Raw genomic sequence first — 13,667 nt, 5'->3', positions numbered from 1 at the left:
GGTGGGGCGTGAAGGATGCGGCTACGCGGTCCGAGGAGGGAGCCACCGATGATTCTGCTCCGTCGCCTGCTGGGTGACGTGCTGCGTCGGCAGCGCCAGCGCCAGGGCCGTACTCTGCGCGAAGTCTCCTCGTCCGCCCGAGTCTCACTCGGCTATCTCTCCGAGGTGGAGCGGGGGCAGAAGGAGGCCTCCTCCGAGCTGCTCTCCGCCATCTGCGACGCGCTGGACGTACGGATGTCCGAGCTCATGCGGGAAGTGAGCGACGAGCTCGCCCTCGCCGAGCTGGCCCAGTCCGCTGCGGCCACCCCCAGCGAGCCCGTGCCGACGCCGGTGCGACCCATGCTGGGTTCCGTTTCGGTGACCGGTGTGCCACCGGAACGGGTGACGATCAAGGCCCCCGCCGAGGCGGTCGACGTCGTCGCCGCGTGACGGTTGTGCGCATGGGTGCGTGAGAATCGACGCGACACATGGCCCAAGGCCCCGACCGGGGCTCCTCCGGGTGGACCGACCCGGGGAGAAGCGGTGGGGGCCTTTCGCATGTCCGGGTGGTGTCGGGCCGTCATCGCCCCGCGAGCGCCGAGCCGTCGCTGCGGCTGCCGTCGGCCGCACGAACGCCCGGCGTCCCCGGGGCCTGCGCGGCGCCGACGGGAGCGGCGTCGGGCAGCGCCGGAGCCGCTTGTCCGCCGCGGACGTGCGGAGCGCCCACGGGGCCCGACGCCGGGCCCGACGCCGGGTGCGGCCTCGGGCCGGTGGCCGCCCTGCGGGTGACGGGCTTGGTCCGTTTGCCGCTGTCGAGTGGGGCGGCCATGGTGGAGGAACGTATCCGCCGCGGCCCTGCCAAGGGCTGAAGCGTAACGGGAGGCGTACTGCGCCTGTGTGCCGTGGGTGCGCCCTGGTGGCGGGCGCGGGACGCGCCTAGCGTCGATCGTCGTTGAAGGTCTGCCGAGGGCGGTGTCGGGCTGGAGGTGGCGCCATGGTGGGGCGGATAGCGCACTGGGGGGCAGGCCTCGGGCTGGGCGCGCTGTGGTGGTGGGCCGTGCTGCGGCTCGCTGCGGCGCCGGACGCGGGCGTGCTGGAGGGGGCGGTGGCCGCCGGAGGATGGGGACTGAGCCTGCTGCCCGTGCACTGCGTGCCCAAGGGCAGGGCGGAGGGTGCGCTCGCCGCGGGGCGCTGGGTACGGGCCTGGCGCCCGGTCGGGAGCGGGAGCGGGGGCGGGAGCGAGGGCCGGGGGGACGGCTGAGGGCGGCAGTGGGCGGAGGGCGGCGGCGGGGCGGACAGGCGGAACGGAGCGACCCACGGGGCCCTCGGAGGCTCGTGTGCGTCGCGTGCGTGCGCTGCGCGGGCCCCGGCGCCGTGCCGGGCCGGGGCCGGTCACCAGGGCATGGCCACGCCACCGTTCGGGCGCAGGATCTGGCCCGTCATGAACGACGACGCGTCCGACGCCAGGTGGAGAACCGCGTGCGCCACCTCTTCGGGGTCACCCACTCGGCCCAGCGGCGCGCGGCGGGCCATGCGCGCCTCGGCACGCTCCCGCACCCCGGCCTCGTGGCGCCCGGTCATGGGCGTGCGGATCCAGCCCGGCGCGACGGCGTTGACGCGGATCCCGTACGGGCCGAGCTCGGTCGCCAGGGTCCGGGTGAGCTGCACGACCGCCGCCTTCGCCGCGCCGTAGCACAGCAGCCCCGCGCCGCCCGTGTCGACGGCGCCGGAGGCCATCGTGACGATGCTCCCTCCGTCGGCCCGAGCGAGCATCAGGCGTGCGGCCTCACGGCAGGCGTGCAGCACCCCCTTGAAGTTGACGTCCATCACGCGGTCCAGGTCCTCGTCCCTGGTCTCCAGCACCGGGCTGGTGTGCATGATCCCGGCGACCGCCGCCATCACCTGCAGCCGCCCGCAGGACGCGACGGCCTGCCGCATCCGCACCGGGTCGGTCACGTCGAGGTGGTGGGTGGCGGCCGAGCCGCCCTCGGCCCGGATCAGCGCGGCGGTCTCGTCGAGGCGGTCCGCGTCGAGGTCGGCGCAGTGCACCGAGGCACCCGCGCGGGCCAGCAGGACCGCGGTGGCGCGGCCGATCCCGCCGGCGGCGCCGGTGACGAACGCGGTGCGTCCGGTGAGGTCGTACGCGTCGACGGCCATGAGGGGACCGTAGAAGCATGTCTGACGGGGCGTCAATCGGCGGTGCGGGCCGGGGTCCGCCCGGAGGGCGGGCGGCCGGATGCCGGAGCGGTGCCCGGCTGGCAGGTCGGGCACCAGTAGGTGGGGCGGTCGCCGGAGCCGCCGCCCTGGTCCGCGACGCGGACGGGGGTTCCGCAGCGCAGACAGGGGCGAGCCGCCCGCCCGTACACGAACAGGGCCTGGCCTCGGCGGCCCGTCGTGGTGCGGACCGGCCGGTCGCGGTTGGCTTCCAGGAGCCGCTTGGCGAGGGCGGGCAGCGCGGCCGCGCGGTCGGCGGGGAGGGCGCCGACCGGGAGCCAGGGAGTGACGCCGAGGAGGAAGCAGAGCTCGCTCTTGTACACGTTGCCGATGCCCGCGACGTTGCGCTGGTCGAGCAGGGCTTCACCGATGGGCCGGTGCGGGTCCGCCCGGAGATTCGCCAGGGCGCGCTCCGCGTCCCAGTCGGGGCCGAGCAGATCAGGGCCGAGATGACCGACCACGGCCTCCTCGTCAGCGGTGCGCAGCAGTTCCAGGACGGGCAGACGGTAGCCGACGGCCGTACGGTGCGCGGTCCCCAGGACGGCGCGGATCTGATGGGCGGGGCCGCCGCTCCAGCGCCGGCCCGGCGCGTACACCTTCCAGGCGCCGTCCATCCTCAGGTGCGAGTGCAGGGTCAGGCCGCCCTCGACGCGGGTGAGCAGGTGCTTGCCGCGCGGGGTGACGTCCAGAACGGTCCGGCCGGTGAGGTCCGTGGTGGCGTACCTGGGCACCCTGAGGTCGGACACGGTCAGCACCCCGCCCGCGAGGGCCGCGTGCAGCCTCCTCGCGGTCTGCCAGACCGTGTCGCCTTCGGGCATGGGTCAAGGGTGGCACGGTGCGCCGCGGGCCGCCGCCGTGCGATGCCGCCGAACGCACCGAGGCCGGGTGCGGTGCGGTGTGGTGCCGTGCAGGGCCCCGGTGGGCGGGCCCTCATGCGCGCAGGCGCAGACCGCGCGGTGTGGCGATGAATCCCGCCCCTTCCAGGACGGTGCCGACGGCGGAGGTCAGGGCCGCGGCGCCGTTCACGCGCTCGACCGTGACCGTGCCGAGCGAGCCCGCACGGGCGGCCGCAGCAAGAGCCTCCGCGGCCTCGTGCAGGCGCGGATCGTCAGCGGGCGACGCGCCCGAGTCCGCCGGGTCGGCCGGCCAGGCCAGGAGCGTCTTGCCGCCGCGCTCCATGTACAGGGCCAGTTCGCCGTCGACCAGCACCACGAGCGAGCCGGCCTTCCGTCCCGGTTTGTGCCCGGCGCCGGTCGGCGGCTCGGGCCAGGGCAGGGCGGCGCCGTAGGCGTTGGCCGGGTCGGCGGCGGCCAGGACGACCGCACGGGAGGGCGGGGAGGGGCGTCCGCCCGGGTGCGCGGCCCGACCGGGAGAGGCGCCGGTGCCCCGGGCGGGCGGGGGCGGACCGTGCCGTCCCGCGCGGTCCCCCGCCCGGGCCGGTGCGCCCGGTCCGCTCGGGGCGGGCGCGTCGTGGAGGTCGCGGGCGGAGCCCCGGTCGCCGGGCCCCGTCGTCGGCCCGTCGGACGGGAGGAGGCCGTCCGGCGGACCGACCGGGCCCTCCGACTCCGACCGGTCCGGACCGCCGGACGGGCCCGCCGGACCGGAGACGCCGCCCGAGGTACCGGAACCCGGACCGGCCGGGTCGCCGGAGGCGGTGAAGGCGCCGAAGCCGGAGTCCGCGTAGGGCGGGACCGTGCCGAACCCGTCGGCCGGGGAGGTCCGTCCCCCGCCGTCCGCGAGGCGGGGGGCGGGCAGGCCCTCGCGGGCGTTGGCCACCGCGCGCAGACGATCCACGGCACCGTCCATCGCGAACTGGGCCGCCCCCAGCCCCTCCACCACGTAGCCGCGGCGGGCCTGTCCGCTCTCCTCGAAGGCCGACAGCACGCGGTACGTCGCCGAGAAGCCGCCCTCCACGCCCTCCGCGGCCACGGCCCCGCGGGTCACCACTCCGTGCCGGTCCAGCAGGACCCGGGCCAGGGCGTGTGCCCGCACCGTGGGGTCGGTGTCACGCGGCGGCAGCAGCGACCAGCGCCCGGCGACGGTCGGCGGACCCGTGCGCGAGACGGGGCGGGCGGCACCCGTCAGGGATCCGTAGCGGCCGCGCGGCACGGTGCGCCTGGCTCGGTGGGCGGTGGAGCCCGCCGTGCGGCCCGAACCCAGCAGGGCCCGCATCGGTGCCAGGGTGTCGTTGGTGAGCCGCCCGGACCAGGCCAGGTCCCACAGCGCGTCCGCGAGCTGCGGGTCGGTGACGTCGGGGTGCGCGGTGGCGCGGATCCGGTCGGCGATCTGGCGGAAGAACAGGCCGTACCCGCCGGACAGGGCCTCCAGCACCGACCGGTGCAGCTCCGTCAGCTCCAGGGGGTGCGGCGGGGGAAGCAGCAACGGCGCGGCATCCGCCGTGTACAGCGAGACCCAGCCGTCCTTGCCGGGCAGCGAGCCCGCCCCCGCCCACACCACCTCCCCCGCGGCGGTCAGCTCGTCCAGCACCGCAGGGGCGTAGTCGGTGACCCGGGACGGCAGGACCAGCTTCTCCAGGGCGGACGCGGGCACAGCCGCGCCCTGCAACTGCTCCACGGCTCGCACGAGGCCGTCGACACCACGCAGACCGTGCCCCCTGCCGACGTGCTGCCACTGGGGCAGGAACTGCGCCAGCGCCGCCGGCGGCACCGGCTCCAGCTCGTGCCGCAGGGCGGCGAGCGAACGGCGGCGCAGGCGCCGCAGCACCGACGTGTCGCACCACTCCTGGCCGATGCCGGCCGGGTGGAACTCGCCCTGCACGACCCGACCGGCCGCCGCGAGCCGCTGCAGCGCGCCCTCCGTGACCGCGACACCGAGGCCGAAGCGGGAGGCCGCGGCGGCGGAGGTGAACGGACCGTGGGTACGGGCGTGGCGTGCGAGGAGGTCGCCCAGAGGGTCCTTCACCGGTTCGGTGAAGGCCTCCGGAACGCCGACCGGCAGCGCCGTGCCCAGTGCGTCGCGCAGCCGGCCCGCGTCCTCGACCGCCGCCCAGTGGTCGGCGCCCGCGATCCGGACCCGGATCGCGCGGCGGGCGGCCGCCAGCTCCTGCGCCCACTGCGGGGCGGCGCCGCGCGCGGCCAGCTCCGCGTCGGTGAGCGGACCGAGCAGCCGCAGCAGGTCGGCGACTCCTTCGGGGTCCCTGAGCCGCCGGTCCTCGGTGAGCCACTGCAGCTCCTGCTCCAGCCGAGCGAGCACCTCCGCGTCGAGCAGCTCGCGCAGTTCCGCCTGGCCCAGCAGTTCCGCCAGCAGTCTCGAGTCCAGCGACAGCGCGGCCGCCCGGCGTTCGGCGAGCGGCGAGTCACCCTCGTACAGGAACTGGGCGACGTACCCGAAGAGGAGCGAACGCGCGAACGGGGACGGCTCGGGGGTGGTGACCTCGACGAGGCGGACCTTGCGCGCCTCCAGGTCACCCATCAGCTCGACGAGGCCGGGCACGTCGAAGACGTCCTGGAGGCACTCGCGGACCGCCTCCAGGACGATCGGGAACGATCCGAACTCGCTCGCCACCTGCAGCAGCTGGGCGGCCCGCTGGCGCTGCTGCCACAGCGGGGTCCGCTTGCCGGGACTGCGGCGCGGCAGCAGCAGCGCGCGGGCGGCGCACTCCCGGAAACGGGACGCGAACAGTGCCGAACCGCCGACCTGGTCGGTGACGACCTGGTCGACCTCCCCCTTGTCGAAGACGACGTCGGCCGCGCCCACCGGCGCCTGCTCGGCGTCGTACCCGGCGCCGCCGGGAACCGGCTCCCGGTCGAGCAGGTCCAGGCTCATCAGGTCCGCGTCCGGCAGCCGCAGCACGATGCCGTCGTCGGCGTGCATGACCTGCGCGTCCATCCCGTACCGCTCGGACAGGCGGGCGCCCAGCGCCAGCGCCCACGGGGCGTGGACCTGCGCGCCGAACGGGGAGTGCACGACGACCCGCCAGTCACCCAGCTCGTCCCGGAAGCGCTCCACGACGATCGTGCGGTCGTCCGGGACGTGCCCGCAGGCCTCGCGCTGTTCGTCCAGGTACGCCAGCACGTTGTCGGCGGCCCAGGCGTCCAGGCCCGCCGCGACCAGCCGCAGCCGGGCGTCCTCCCGGCCCAGTGAACCCACCTCGCGCAGGAACGCGCCCACCGCGCGGCCCAGCTCCAGCGGCCGGCCCAGCTGGTCCCCCTTCCAGAACGGAAGCCGGCCCGGCACACCCGGCGCGGGCGAGACCAGCACCCGGTCACGGGTGATGTCCTCGATCCGCCACGAAGTGGTGCCCAGCGTGAAGACGTCGCCGACCCGGGACTCGTAGACCATCTCCTCGTCCAGCTCGCCGACCCGGCCGCCGCCCTTCTTCGGGTCGGCCCCGGCCAGGAACACACCGAACAGGCCGCGGTCGGGGATCGTGCCGCCCGAGGTCACCGCGAGGCGCTGGGCGCCGGGACGGCCCGTGACCGTGCCGGCCACCCGGTCCCACACCACGCGCGGGCGCAGCTCCGCGAAGGCGTCCGAGGGATAGCGGCCCGCCAGCATGTCCAGAACGGCCGTGAACGCGGACTCGGGCAGCGAGGCGAACGGGGCCGCCCGTCGCACCGCGGTGAGCAGGTCGTCCACCTGCCAGGTGTCCATGGACGTCATCGCCACCAGCTGCTGCGCCAGCACGTCCAGGGGGTTGGCCGGAACCTTCAGCGACTCGATGGCACCACCGCGCATGCGCTCGGTGACCACGGCCGCCTGCACCAGGTCGCCCCGGTACTTCGGGAAGACGACCCCGGTGGAGACGGCCCCCACCTGGTGCCCGGCGCGCCCCACGCGCTGCAGCCCCGACGCCACGGACGGCGGCGACTCCACCTGGACGACGAGGTCGACCGCGCCCATGTCGATGCCCAGTTCGAGACTGGAGGTGGCGACCACCGCGGGCAGACGGCCCGCCTTGAGGTCCTCCTCGACCAGGGCCCGCTGCTCCTTGGAGACCGAGCCGTGGTGGGCGCGCGCGAGGACCGGCGGAGCGCCCTGCGCCGCACCGGAGCCGCCCATGAGCTGGGCCGGAGCGTGCTGTTCGTCCAGGGGCTCGCCGGTGGCCCGTTCGTAGGCGATCTCGTTCAGCCGGTTGCACAGACGTTCCGCCAGGCGGCGCGAGTTGGCGAAGACGATCGTCGAGCGGTGCGACTGGACCAGATCGGCGATCCGCTCCTCGACGTGCGGCCAGATCGACGGCCGCTCCGCACCGGCCTCCCCGTCCACGGCGGGCGCGGCGCCCAGCTCACCGAGGTCCTCGACGGGGACGACCACGGAGAGGTCGAACTCCTTGCCGGACTCCGGCTGGACGATCTCCACCTTGCGGCGCGGCGACAGATACCGGGCGACCTCGTCCACCGGACGCACGGTCGCCGACAGGCCGATCCGACGGGCCGGCCGCGGCAGCAGTTCGTCCAGCCGCTCCAGGGACAGCGCGAGGTGCGCGCCACGCTTGGTGCCCGCCACCGCGTGCACCTCGTCGAGGATCACCGTCTCGACGCCGGCCAGCGCGTCCCGCGTGGCCGACGTCAGCATCAGGAAGAGCGACTCCGGCGTGGTGATCAGGATGTCCGGCGGACGCGTCGCCAGGGCACGGCGCTCGGCGGCGGGAGTGTCGCCGGAGCGGATGCCCACCTTCACCTCGGGCTCCGGCAGTCCCCGCCGCACGGACTCCTGGCGGATGCCGGTCAGGGGGCTGCGCAGGTTCCGCTCGACGTCCACCGCCAGCGCCTTCAGCGGGGACACGTACAGCACCCGGCAGCGCTTGCGGGGGTCGGCGGGCGCGGGTGCCGAGCTGAGCTGGTCCAGTGCGGCGAGGAAGGCGGCCAGCGTCTTGCCCGAGCCGGTCGGGGCGACCACCAGCACGTCCGAGCCCTCTCGGATGGCCTGCCACGCCCCCGCCTGGGCCGCCGTGGGCGCGGAGAAGGCTCCCGTGAACCAGCCGCGGGTCGCGGGGGAGAAGCCGTCGAGGGCCCGGTGGGCGGAGCTGACCATGCGTCCATCCTGCACCCCGCCTCTGACAACGGCGCTGAGCTGCGGGTTCGGGAGCGGCGTGGGACTGAGCCGGGTTGGTCCGGGGTGCTCTGGGGGGATGCGCCGACGCCGGGGGCGGGGCGTGGGACGGGCGCGGCGGTCCGCACCGCGGGAGCCGGGCGGGGCAGGGCGCGGAGGCCGGAGCGGGCCGGGGAGAGCGCGTCCGGGCCGGCGGCCGCGTGGCGCGCGAGTCGGCGCGCGGCGGGAGAGCGCGTCCGGGCCGGGCGGCGGGGCTGGGGCGCGCAGCCGGGCGAGCCGCGAGGCGCGGGGGAGCGGGGGAGCGCCGCCGGGCGAACGGTGCCGGGCGAACGGTGGGCCACGGGCGGGACGGTGCGCGTGTGCCGTCGAGTTGCCGTCCGGAAGGTGATCGTTCCAGCCGCCGGCCGTGCGTACGGCCGACAATGGGCCCATGGCAGGTACCCGGGAGCGCGCACGGCACTGGCGGTACGCCGAGCTGCCCGGGGTCGACCTGCTGCGGGCACGCTACGTCCACAAGACGTTCGCCCGTCACACCCACGAGCACTTCGTGATCGCCGCCGTCGCCGACGGCGTCGAGGTCTTCCACCACGGAGGCGGGGACCGGTACGCGGGAGCCGGGGCGCTCGCCCTCGTGAACCCCGACACCCCGCACACCGGCCGGGCCGGAGTCCCCGAGGGCTGGCGCTACGGGGCGGTCTACCCCTCCCCGGACGTCGTGGCCGCCATCGCGGCCGAGACCACGACGATCCGCGGCACCCCGGGCTTCGCCGGTCCGGTCCTCGACGACCCGTACGCCGTCGCCCTGGTCCACCAGGTGCTGCGCGCCGCCGACGAGGGCAACGCGCTGGCCGCCGACACCCTGCTGCGCGTCGCGGTGACCCGGCTGCTCCGGCTGAACGGCGGCCGCCTGGCACAGCGGGCCGTCCGGACGGCGGGGGCCCGTCTCGCCGCACGCGCGCGTGGCGTGCTGGAGGAGCACATGGCCGGACCACCGACCCTGGAGAGACTCGCCGCGGACCTCGGCACCAGTCCGTTCGCCCTGCTGCGGGCCTTCCGGGACGCCTACGGCATGCCGCCGCACACCTGGCTGACCGACGCCCGGGTGCGGCGTGCGCGGCTGCTGCTGGACGACGGAACGCCGCCCGCCGAGGCGGCGCTGGCCGTCGGCTTCACCGACCAGCCGCACCTGAACCGCCACTTCAGCCGCATCGTGGGCGTGCCGCCAGGTGCCTACCAGCGTGAGCGCAAGAACGTACAAGACGAACCGCGCGGGCTCCTCGTACCGTCCGGCACGTGGCAGAACGGACAGCACTCACAGCAGGCGCACGGGCCGGCGGACCCGGAGGGACGGGCAGCGCGGACCCGGGCACCGCACGGCCGGAAGAACGCCCCGGCACCGCAGACCCGGGAGGACGGCCGGACGACCCGGGCGCGGGAGGCCGGCCGGACGGCGCGCGGCCGGGAAGGCCGGACACGGCCGTCGTCCGTGACGCCCTCGGAGTCGGAGTCGCCGTAGGGCTGTCCGGGTTCGCCTTCGGAGTGACGTCCGCGGGCAGCGGACTCACCTTGCCGCAGACCTGTGTGCTGAGCCTGCTCGTCTTCACCGGTGCCTCCCAGTTCGCGCTGGTGGGAGCGTTGGCGGCGGGCGGGAACCCCTTCACGGCGGCGGCCGGCGCCTTCTTCCTGGGGGTACGCAACGCGTTCTACGGGCTGCGCCTGTCGCAGCTGCTGGCACTTCCGCGCGCACTGCGCCCCCTCGCCGCGCAGTGGGTGATCGACGAGACCACGGCCGTCGCGCTGGCCCAGCCCACCCGACGTGCCGCGCGGATCGGCTTCGGCGTCACCGGCCTCACCCTCTACCTGCTCTGGAACCTCACCACGCTGCTCGGCGCGCTGGGCGCCGAGGCCGTCGGCGACACCGACGCCTGGGGCCTGGACGCGGCCGGCCCGGCCGTCTTCCTGGCGCTGCTCGCCCCCATGCTGACCAGCGCCGCCGAGCGGGCCGTCGCCGGTCTCGCCGTGGTGCTGGGCCTCTCGCTGCTGCCGGTGCTGCCTGCGGGGGTGCCGGTCCTGCTGGCCGCCCTGGCGGCACCGGTGGTCCTGTTCCTGCAGGGCCGCCGGACCGGTGGCGGAGCCTGGCGGGGACCGGACGGGGCGCGGCGGCGGCCGCAGCGGCCGGGGAAGCGGCGCGCGGGCGGGGACCGCGACGGACGCGACGGAGAGGACGGGCGATGACCTTCTGGATCGCGATCGCCGTCACCGTCGTCGGCTGCTACGCCGTCAAGCTCGCCGGACTGCTCGTCCCCGCGGGCGCGCTGGAGAGGCCCGTCGTCAGGCGGCTCGCCGCGCTGGTGCCGGTGGCCCTGCTGGCCGCCCTCACGGCGCAGCAGAGCTTCGCCGACGGACGCGCGCTGGTGCTGGACGCGCGCGCGGCAGGGCTCGCGGCGGCGGGCGCGGCACTGATGCTGCGGGCGCCCTTCCTGGTCGTGGTGGGGGCCGCCGTGGCGGTGACGGCAGGGGTACGGGCGCTGGGCGGGTGAAGCGACGCCGAGCACCCGGGAACCTCCCCGGGCCCGCGGGCGGCGCGCTGCTGCCGAGCCCGGCCCCGCTGCTCCGCGCCCCGGCCCCGCTGCTCCGTGCCCCGGCCGGCGGCCCGTGCCCCGGCCGGCGGCCCGTGCCCCGGCCGGCGGCCCGTGCCCCGGCCGGCGGCCCGTGCCCCGGTCGGCGGCCCGCGCGCCGCGGCGGCGGCCGGTGGGGCGCTACCGGCCGGTCATCCGACGAAGCGGCCGTGGGCCCGGAGCGTGCGCAGCGCCTCGATCGTCATGATGGGGCGCGACTCCAGCGCCGTGCCCGGTTCCCGCCGCCGTCCGCGGGCCGGCCAGCCGCCGTCCTCCGCCTGCTCGGCCAAGAGGAAGTCCAGGGACCGCGCCATCTCCTCGTCCGTGAACCAAGCGCGGGCCAGGGACCGCGGCGTCCGCGCGAAGTCGTACGGAAAGCGGTGCTCGCCCGGGGGGTGTCCGGGGGCCACCGTTGCGTCGTCGCGGCGTAGCGGGTCGAGCACCGCCAGCCGCTGCTCACGCACCAGCCGGCCCAGCCGGTCGGCGGCCGCCTCCGCGCGCGAGCGGTCCGGCACCCAGTCCAGGAAGGCGACCGCGGCATGGACCTCGTGGGGGTGCGGCGTCCGCAGCGACTCGACCGCCTGCCAGCAGAAGTCGGTGGCGCGGAACAGCCACGCGTGCCACACCTCGTTGCGGTGCAGCAGTCCGACCACCGGGCCGGTGGTCAGCAGCTCGCCCGGAGGGCCGTCCGCGGCCGGCCCGGACGGGGCCGTCGGACAGCCGCGGCGGCCGGGCAGCGCCCCCGGCAGGGCACCCTCCGGGGTGGACACCAGGGTCAGGTAGCGGCACACCCGCTCCGCACGCCGCCCGCTGCAGCGCCCCAGGGAGTCCAGCACGCGCAGTGCGTGCGTGGTGTGCCGCGGCCGGCTGGCGGGGCCGCGCAGGCCGGGCTCCAGGGCGTGCCCGTACCCGCCGTCCTCGTTGCGGTAGGCGTCCAGTGCCGCCTCCACCGGGTCGGCGGGTCCGTCGAGGAAGCAGTAGGCGAAGAGCCGCTGCTCCAGCACGCGGGCGGTGAGCCGGACGAACTGCTCCGCGCGGGCCAGCGGGGAGTGCGCCGGGGACGCCTCGGGGAGGGGGGATGCTCCTGTCTCGGCCATGGTCAGACGGTAGGGGCGACGGCGGTTCCGGCGGGCCGTCCCGGGCGGGCCCCACCCTCAGGGGCGGGATACTGGTGTCATGCGGTTGACGGTCTTCTGGCAGCGGATGGCGGAGCACTTCGGTGCGGGGTACGCCGAAACCTTCGCGCGCGACCACGTGATGTCGGAACTCGGGGGACGCACGGTGATCGAGGCGCTGGACTCCGGCTGGGAGGCCAGGGACGTGTGGCGCGTGGTGTGCTCCGTCATGAACGTGCCGCACGACAGGCGCTGACCGCCCGCGGGGAGCGCCTGTCGTGCGGCACGTCGCTCCCGTGTCACGTTCGTCACGCGTGCCACCGGTGTCGGCGGCGTAGGCCAGACTGGTCCCCGTGGCACCCACCGACGAGACCGGGCACACCGTCCCGCAGGCATCCTCCCCCCGCACCGCCGAGGCCGCTCGGCAGGCGGCCGACGGCGCCGTGCGGAGGGCGCGCATGCCGCGCTGGCTGCCGCGCGCCATGGTGCTGGCGCTGGCCCTGATCGCCTGCTTCCAGCTCGGCAGCTGGGCCTTCCACCAGCTCACCGGGCTGCTGATCAACATCCTCATCGCGTTCTTCCTCGCGCTGGCCATAGAGCCGGCCGTGAGCTGGATGGCCGCACGCGGGATGCGCCGGGGCCTGGCCACCGGGCTGGTCTTCTTCGCGGTCATCGTGCTGTCCGCGGGCTTCGTCACGCTGCTGGGCTCCATGCTCGCGGGCCAGATCATCAAGATGATCGAGGGGTTCCCGGAGTACCTCGACTCGGTGATCAACTGGATCAACGGCCACTTCCACACCGAGCTGCGGCGGGTCGACGTCCAGGAGGGCGTGCTGCGCTCCGACTGGCTGCGGGACTACGTCCAGAACAGCGCCACCGGAGTGCTGGACGTCTCGGCGCAGGTGCTGGGCGGACTGTTCCAGCTGCTGACGATCGTGCTGTTCTCCTTCTACTTCGCCGCTGACGGGCCCCGGCTCCGCCGCGCGCTGTGCTCGGTACTGCCCCCCAGGAAGCAGGCCGAGGTGCTGCGCGCCTGGGAGATCGCCGTGAACAAGACCGGCGGGTACCTGTACTCGCGCGGCCTGATGGCGCTGATCTCCGGCCTCGCCCACTACGTCCTGCTGGAGGCACTGGGCGTGCCCTATGCGCCCGTGCTGGCCGTGTGGGTCGGCCTGGTGTCGCAGTTCATACCGACCATCGGCACCTATCTCGCGGGCGCCCTGCCCATGCTGATCGCCTTCACCGAGGACCCCTGGTACGCGCTGTGGGTGCTGGTCTTCGTCGTGGTCTACCAGCAGTTCGAGAACTACATGCTCCAGCCGAAGCTGACCTCCAGGACCGTCGACATCCACCCCGCGGTCGCGTTCGGCTCGGTCATCGCGGGCACCGCGCTGCTCGGCGCGGTCGGCGCGTTGATCGCCATCCCGGTGGTCGCCACGCTGCAGGCCTTCCTCGGCGCCTATGTGAAGCGCTACGACGTCACCGACGACCCGCGGGTGCTCGGCCACCGGCGCGAGGAGGGACGGGACTCCGGCCCCGTCGTGCGCGGGCGGCGGCTGCGGGACCTGCTCCGGCAGGACCGTGCGCCGAACCACCCCGACACGGAAGCCGACCCGCGGGAACCGGCCGGGAGCTGACGGCCGGGCCCGGCACCGTTCCCGCCGCGGAGTGTGCCGGGGCTCCTAGGGCGTGTTTCGAAAGTAGCGTCGTCTGCCCGAAGGGCAGG

General features: G+C 75.7%; 10 protein-coding genes and 1 pseudogene. 7 read left to right on the top strand and 4 right to left on the bottom strand.

Annotated features, from left to right (window positions below; all coding sequences use genetic code 11):
* Nucleotides 1-48 precede the first annotated feature (48 nt).
* Together AC5K6T_RS31645 and AC5K6T_RS31640 are read left to right on the top strand one after the other, a co-directional pair.
* The gene (locus AC5K6T_RS31645; protein WP_003993396.1) at nucleotides 49-429 is read left to right on the top strand and encodes a helix-turn-helix domain-containing protein; all 381 of its coding nucleotides are present in this window, start codon (nucleotides 49-51) and stop codon (nucleotides 427-429) included.
* Nucleotides 430-973: 544 nt separating this feature from the next.
* On the top strand, nucleotides 974-1,240 hold the full coding sequence (locus AC5K6T_RS31640; protein ID WP_493214469.1) for a hypothetical protein: 267 nt from the start codon (nucleotides 974-976) through the stop codon (nucleotides 1,238-1,240).
* A 131-nt stretch (nucleotides 1,241-1,371) separates the two neighbouring features.
* On the opposite strand, the gene AC5K6T_RS31635 is transcribed toward AC5K6T_RS31640, so the two are convergent.
* The 3 genes from AC5K6T_RS31635 to AC5K6T_RS31625 form a co-directional block, all read right to left on the bottom strand.
* A complete protein-coding gene (locus AC5K6T_RS31635; RefSeq protein ID WP_493214468.1) occupies nucleotides 1,372-2,136 on the bottom strand; it encodes an SDR family NAD(P)-dependent oxidoreductase in 765 nt (254 codons plus the stop codon).
* A gap of 32 nt (nucleotides 2,137-2,168) precedes the next feature.
* Complete coding sequence (locus AC5K6T_RS31630; RefSeq protein WP_493214467.1) at nucleotides 2,169-3,011, bottom strand: Fpg/Nei family DNA glycosylase; 843 nt, start codon at nucleotides 3,009-3,011, stop codon at nucleotides 2,169-2,171.
* A 112-nt stretch (nucleotides 3,012-3,123) separates the two neighbouring features.
* Nucleotides 3,124-8,190 carry an ATP-dependent helicase gene (locus AC5K6T_RS31625; RefSeq protein ID WP_493214466.1) on the bottom strand — a complete coding sequence of 1,689 codons (5,067 nt, stop codon included), beginning with the start codon at nucleotides 8,188-8,190 and terminating at the stop codon, nucleotides 3,124-3,126.
* A 448-nt stretch (nucleotides 8,191-8,638) separates the two neighbouring features.
* Here AC5K6T_RS31625 and AC5K6T_RS31620 point away from each other — a divergent pair.
* From AC5K6T_RS31620 to AC5K6T_RS31610, 3 genes and pseudogenes are all read left to right on the top strand, one after another.
* A pseudogene (locus AC5K6T_RS31620) lies at nucleotides 8,639-9,580 on the top strand (AraC family transcriptional regulator); the annotation flags it as partial.
* Complete coding sequence (locus AC5K6T_RS31615; protein WP_493214465.1) at nucleotides 9,502-10,443, top strand: AzlC family ABC transporter permease; 942 nt, start codon at nucleotides 9,502-9,504, stop codon at nucleotides 10,441-10,443. The pseudogene AC5K6T_RS31620 and the gene AC5K6T_RS31615, both read left to right, overlap by 79 nt.
* Nucleotides 10,440-10,748, top strand: coding sequence for an AzlD domain-containing protein (locus AC5K6T_RS31610; protein WP_493214464.1), 309 nt, complete (start codon nucleotides 10,440-10,442; stop codon nucleotides 10,746-10,748). Before AC5K6T_RS31615 ends, AC5K6T_RS31610 begins: the two co-directional genes overlap by 4 nt.
* Nucleotides 10,749-10,978: 230 nt before the next feature.
* Here the strand turns inward: AC5K6T_RS31610 and AC5K6T_RS31605 are convergent, their stop codons facing one another.
* Nucleotides 10,979-11,923 carry a hypothetical protein gene (locus AC5K6T_RS31605; RefSeq protein WP_493214463.1) on the bottom strand — a complete coding sequence of 315 codons (945 nt, stop codon included), beginning with the start codon at nucleotides 11,921-11,923 and terminating at the stop codon, nucleotides 10,979-10,981.
* A 79-nt stretch (nucleotides 11,924-12,002) separates the two neighbouring features.
* Here AC5K6T_RS31605 and AC5K6T_RS31600 point away from each other — a divergent pair, with 79 nt between their 5' ends.
* Both AC5K6T_RS31600 and AC5K6T_RS31595 read left to right on the top strand, forming a co-directional pair.
* A complete protein-coding gene (locus AC5K6T_RS31600; RefSeq protein WP_493214462.1) occupies nucleotides 12,003-12,197 on the top strand; it encodes a DUF3046 domain-containing protein in 195 nt (64 codons plus the stop codon).
* A gap of 97 nt (nucleotides 12,198-12,294) precedes the next feature.
* Nucleotides 12,295-13,578: an AI-2E family transporter gene (locus tag AC5K6T_RS31595; protein ID WP_493214461.1), complete on the top strand. Its 1,284-nt coding sequence runs from the start codon at nucleotides 12,295-12,297 to the stop codon at nucleotides 13,576-13,578.
* The last annotated feature ends 89 nt before the right edge of the window (nucleotides 13,579-13,667 follow it).

It is taken from the genome of Streptomyces sp. B8-7, from assembly GCF_058833805.1.
The sequence above is the reverse complement of the archived record's forward strand: the minus strand, read 5'-3'. Positions and strand labels throughout refer to the sequence as shown.

Bases quoted from the DNA above. Each gene is read 5' to 3' on its own strand.
- AC5K6T_RS31645 (WP_003993396.1), top strand. From the start codon at position 49: ATGATTCTGCTCCGTCGCCTGCTGGGTGACGTGCTGCGTCGGCAGCGC.
- AC5K6T_RS31640 (WP_493214469.1), top strand. From the start codon at position 974: ATGGTGGGGCGGATAGCGCACTGGGGGGCAGGCCTCGGGCTGGGCGCG.
- AC5K6T_RS31635 (WP_493214468.1), bottom strand. From the start codon at position 2,136: ATGGCCGTCGACGCGTACGACCTCACCGGACGCACCGCGTTCGTCACC.
- AC5K6T_RS31630 (WP_493214467.1), bottom strand. From the start codon at position 3,011: ATGCCCGAAGGCGACACGGTCTGGCAGACCGCGAGGAGGCTGCACGCG.
- AC5K6T_RS31625 (WP_493214466.1), bottom strand. From the start codon at position 8,190: ATGGTCAGCTCCGCCCACCGGGCCCTCGACGGCTTCTCCCCCGCGACC.
- AC5K6T_RS31610 (WP_493214464.1), top strand. From the start codon at position 10,440: ATGACCTTCTGGATCGCGATCGCCGTCACCGTCGTCGGCTGCTACGCC.
- AC5K6T_RS31605 (WP_493214463.1), bottom strand. From the start codon at position 11,923: ATGGCCGAGACAGGAGCATCCCCCCTCCCCGAGGCGTCCCCGGCGCAC.
- AC5K6T_RS31600 (WP_493214462.1), top strand. From the start codon at position 12,003: ATGCGGTTGACGGTCTTCTGGCAGCGGATGGCGGAGCACTTCGGTGCG.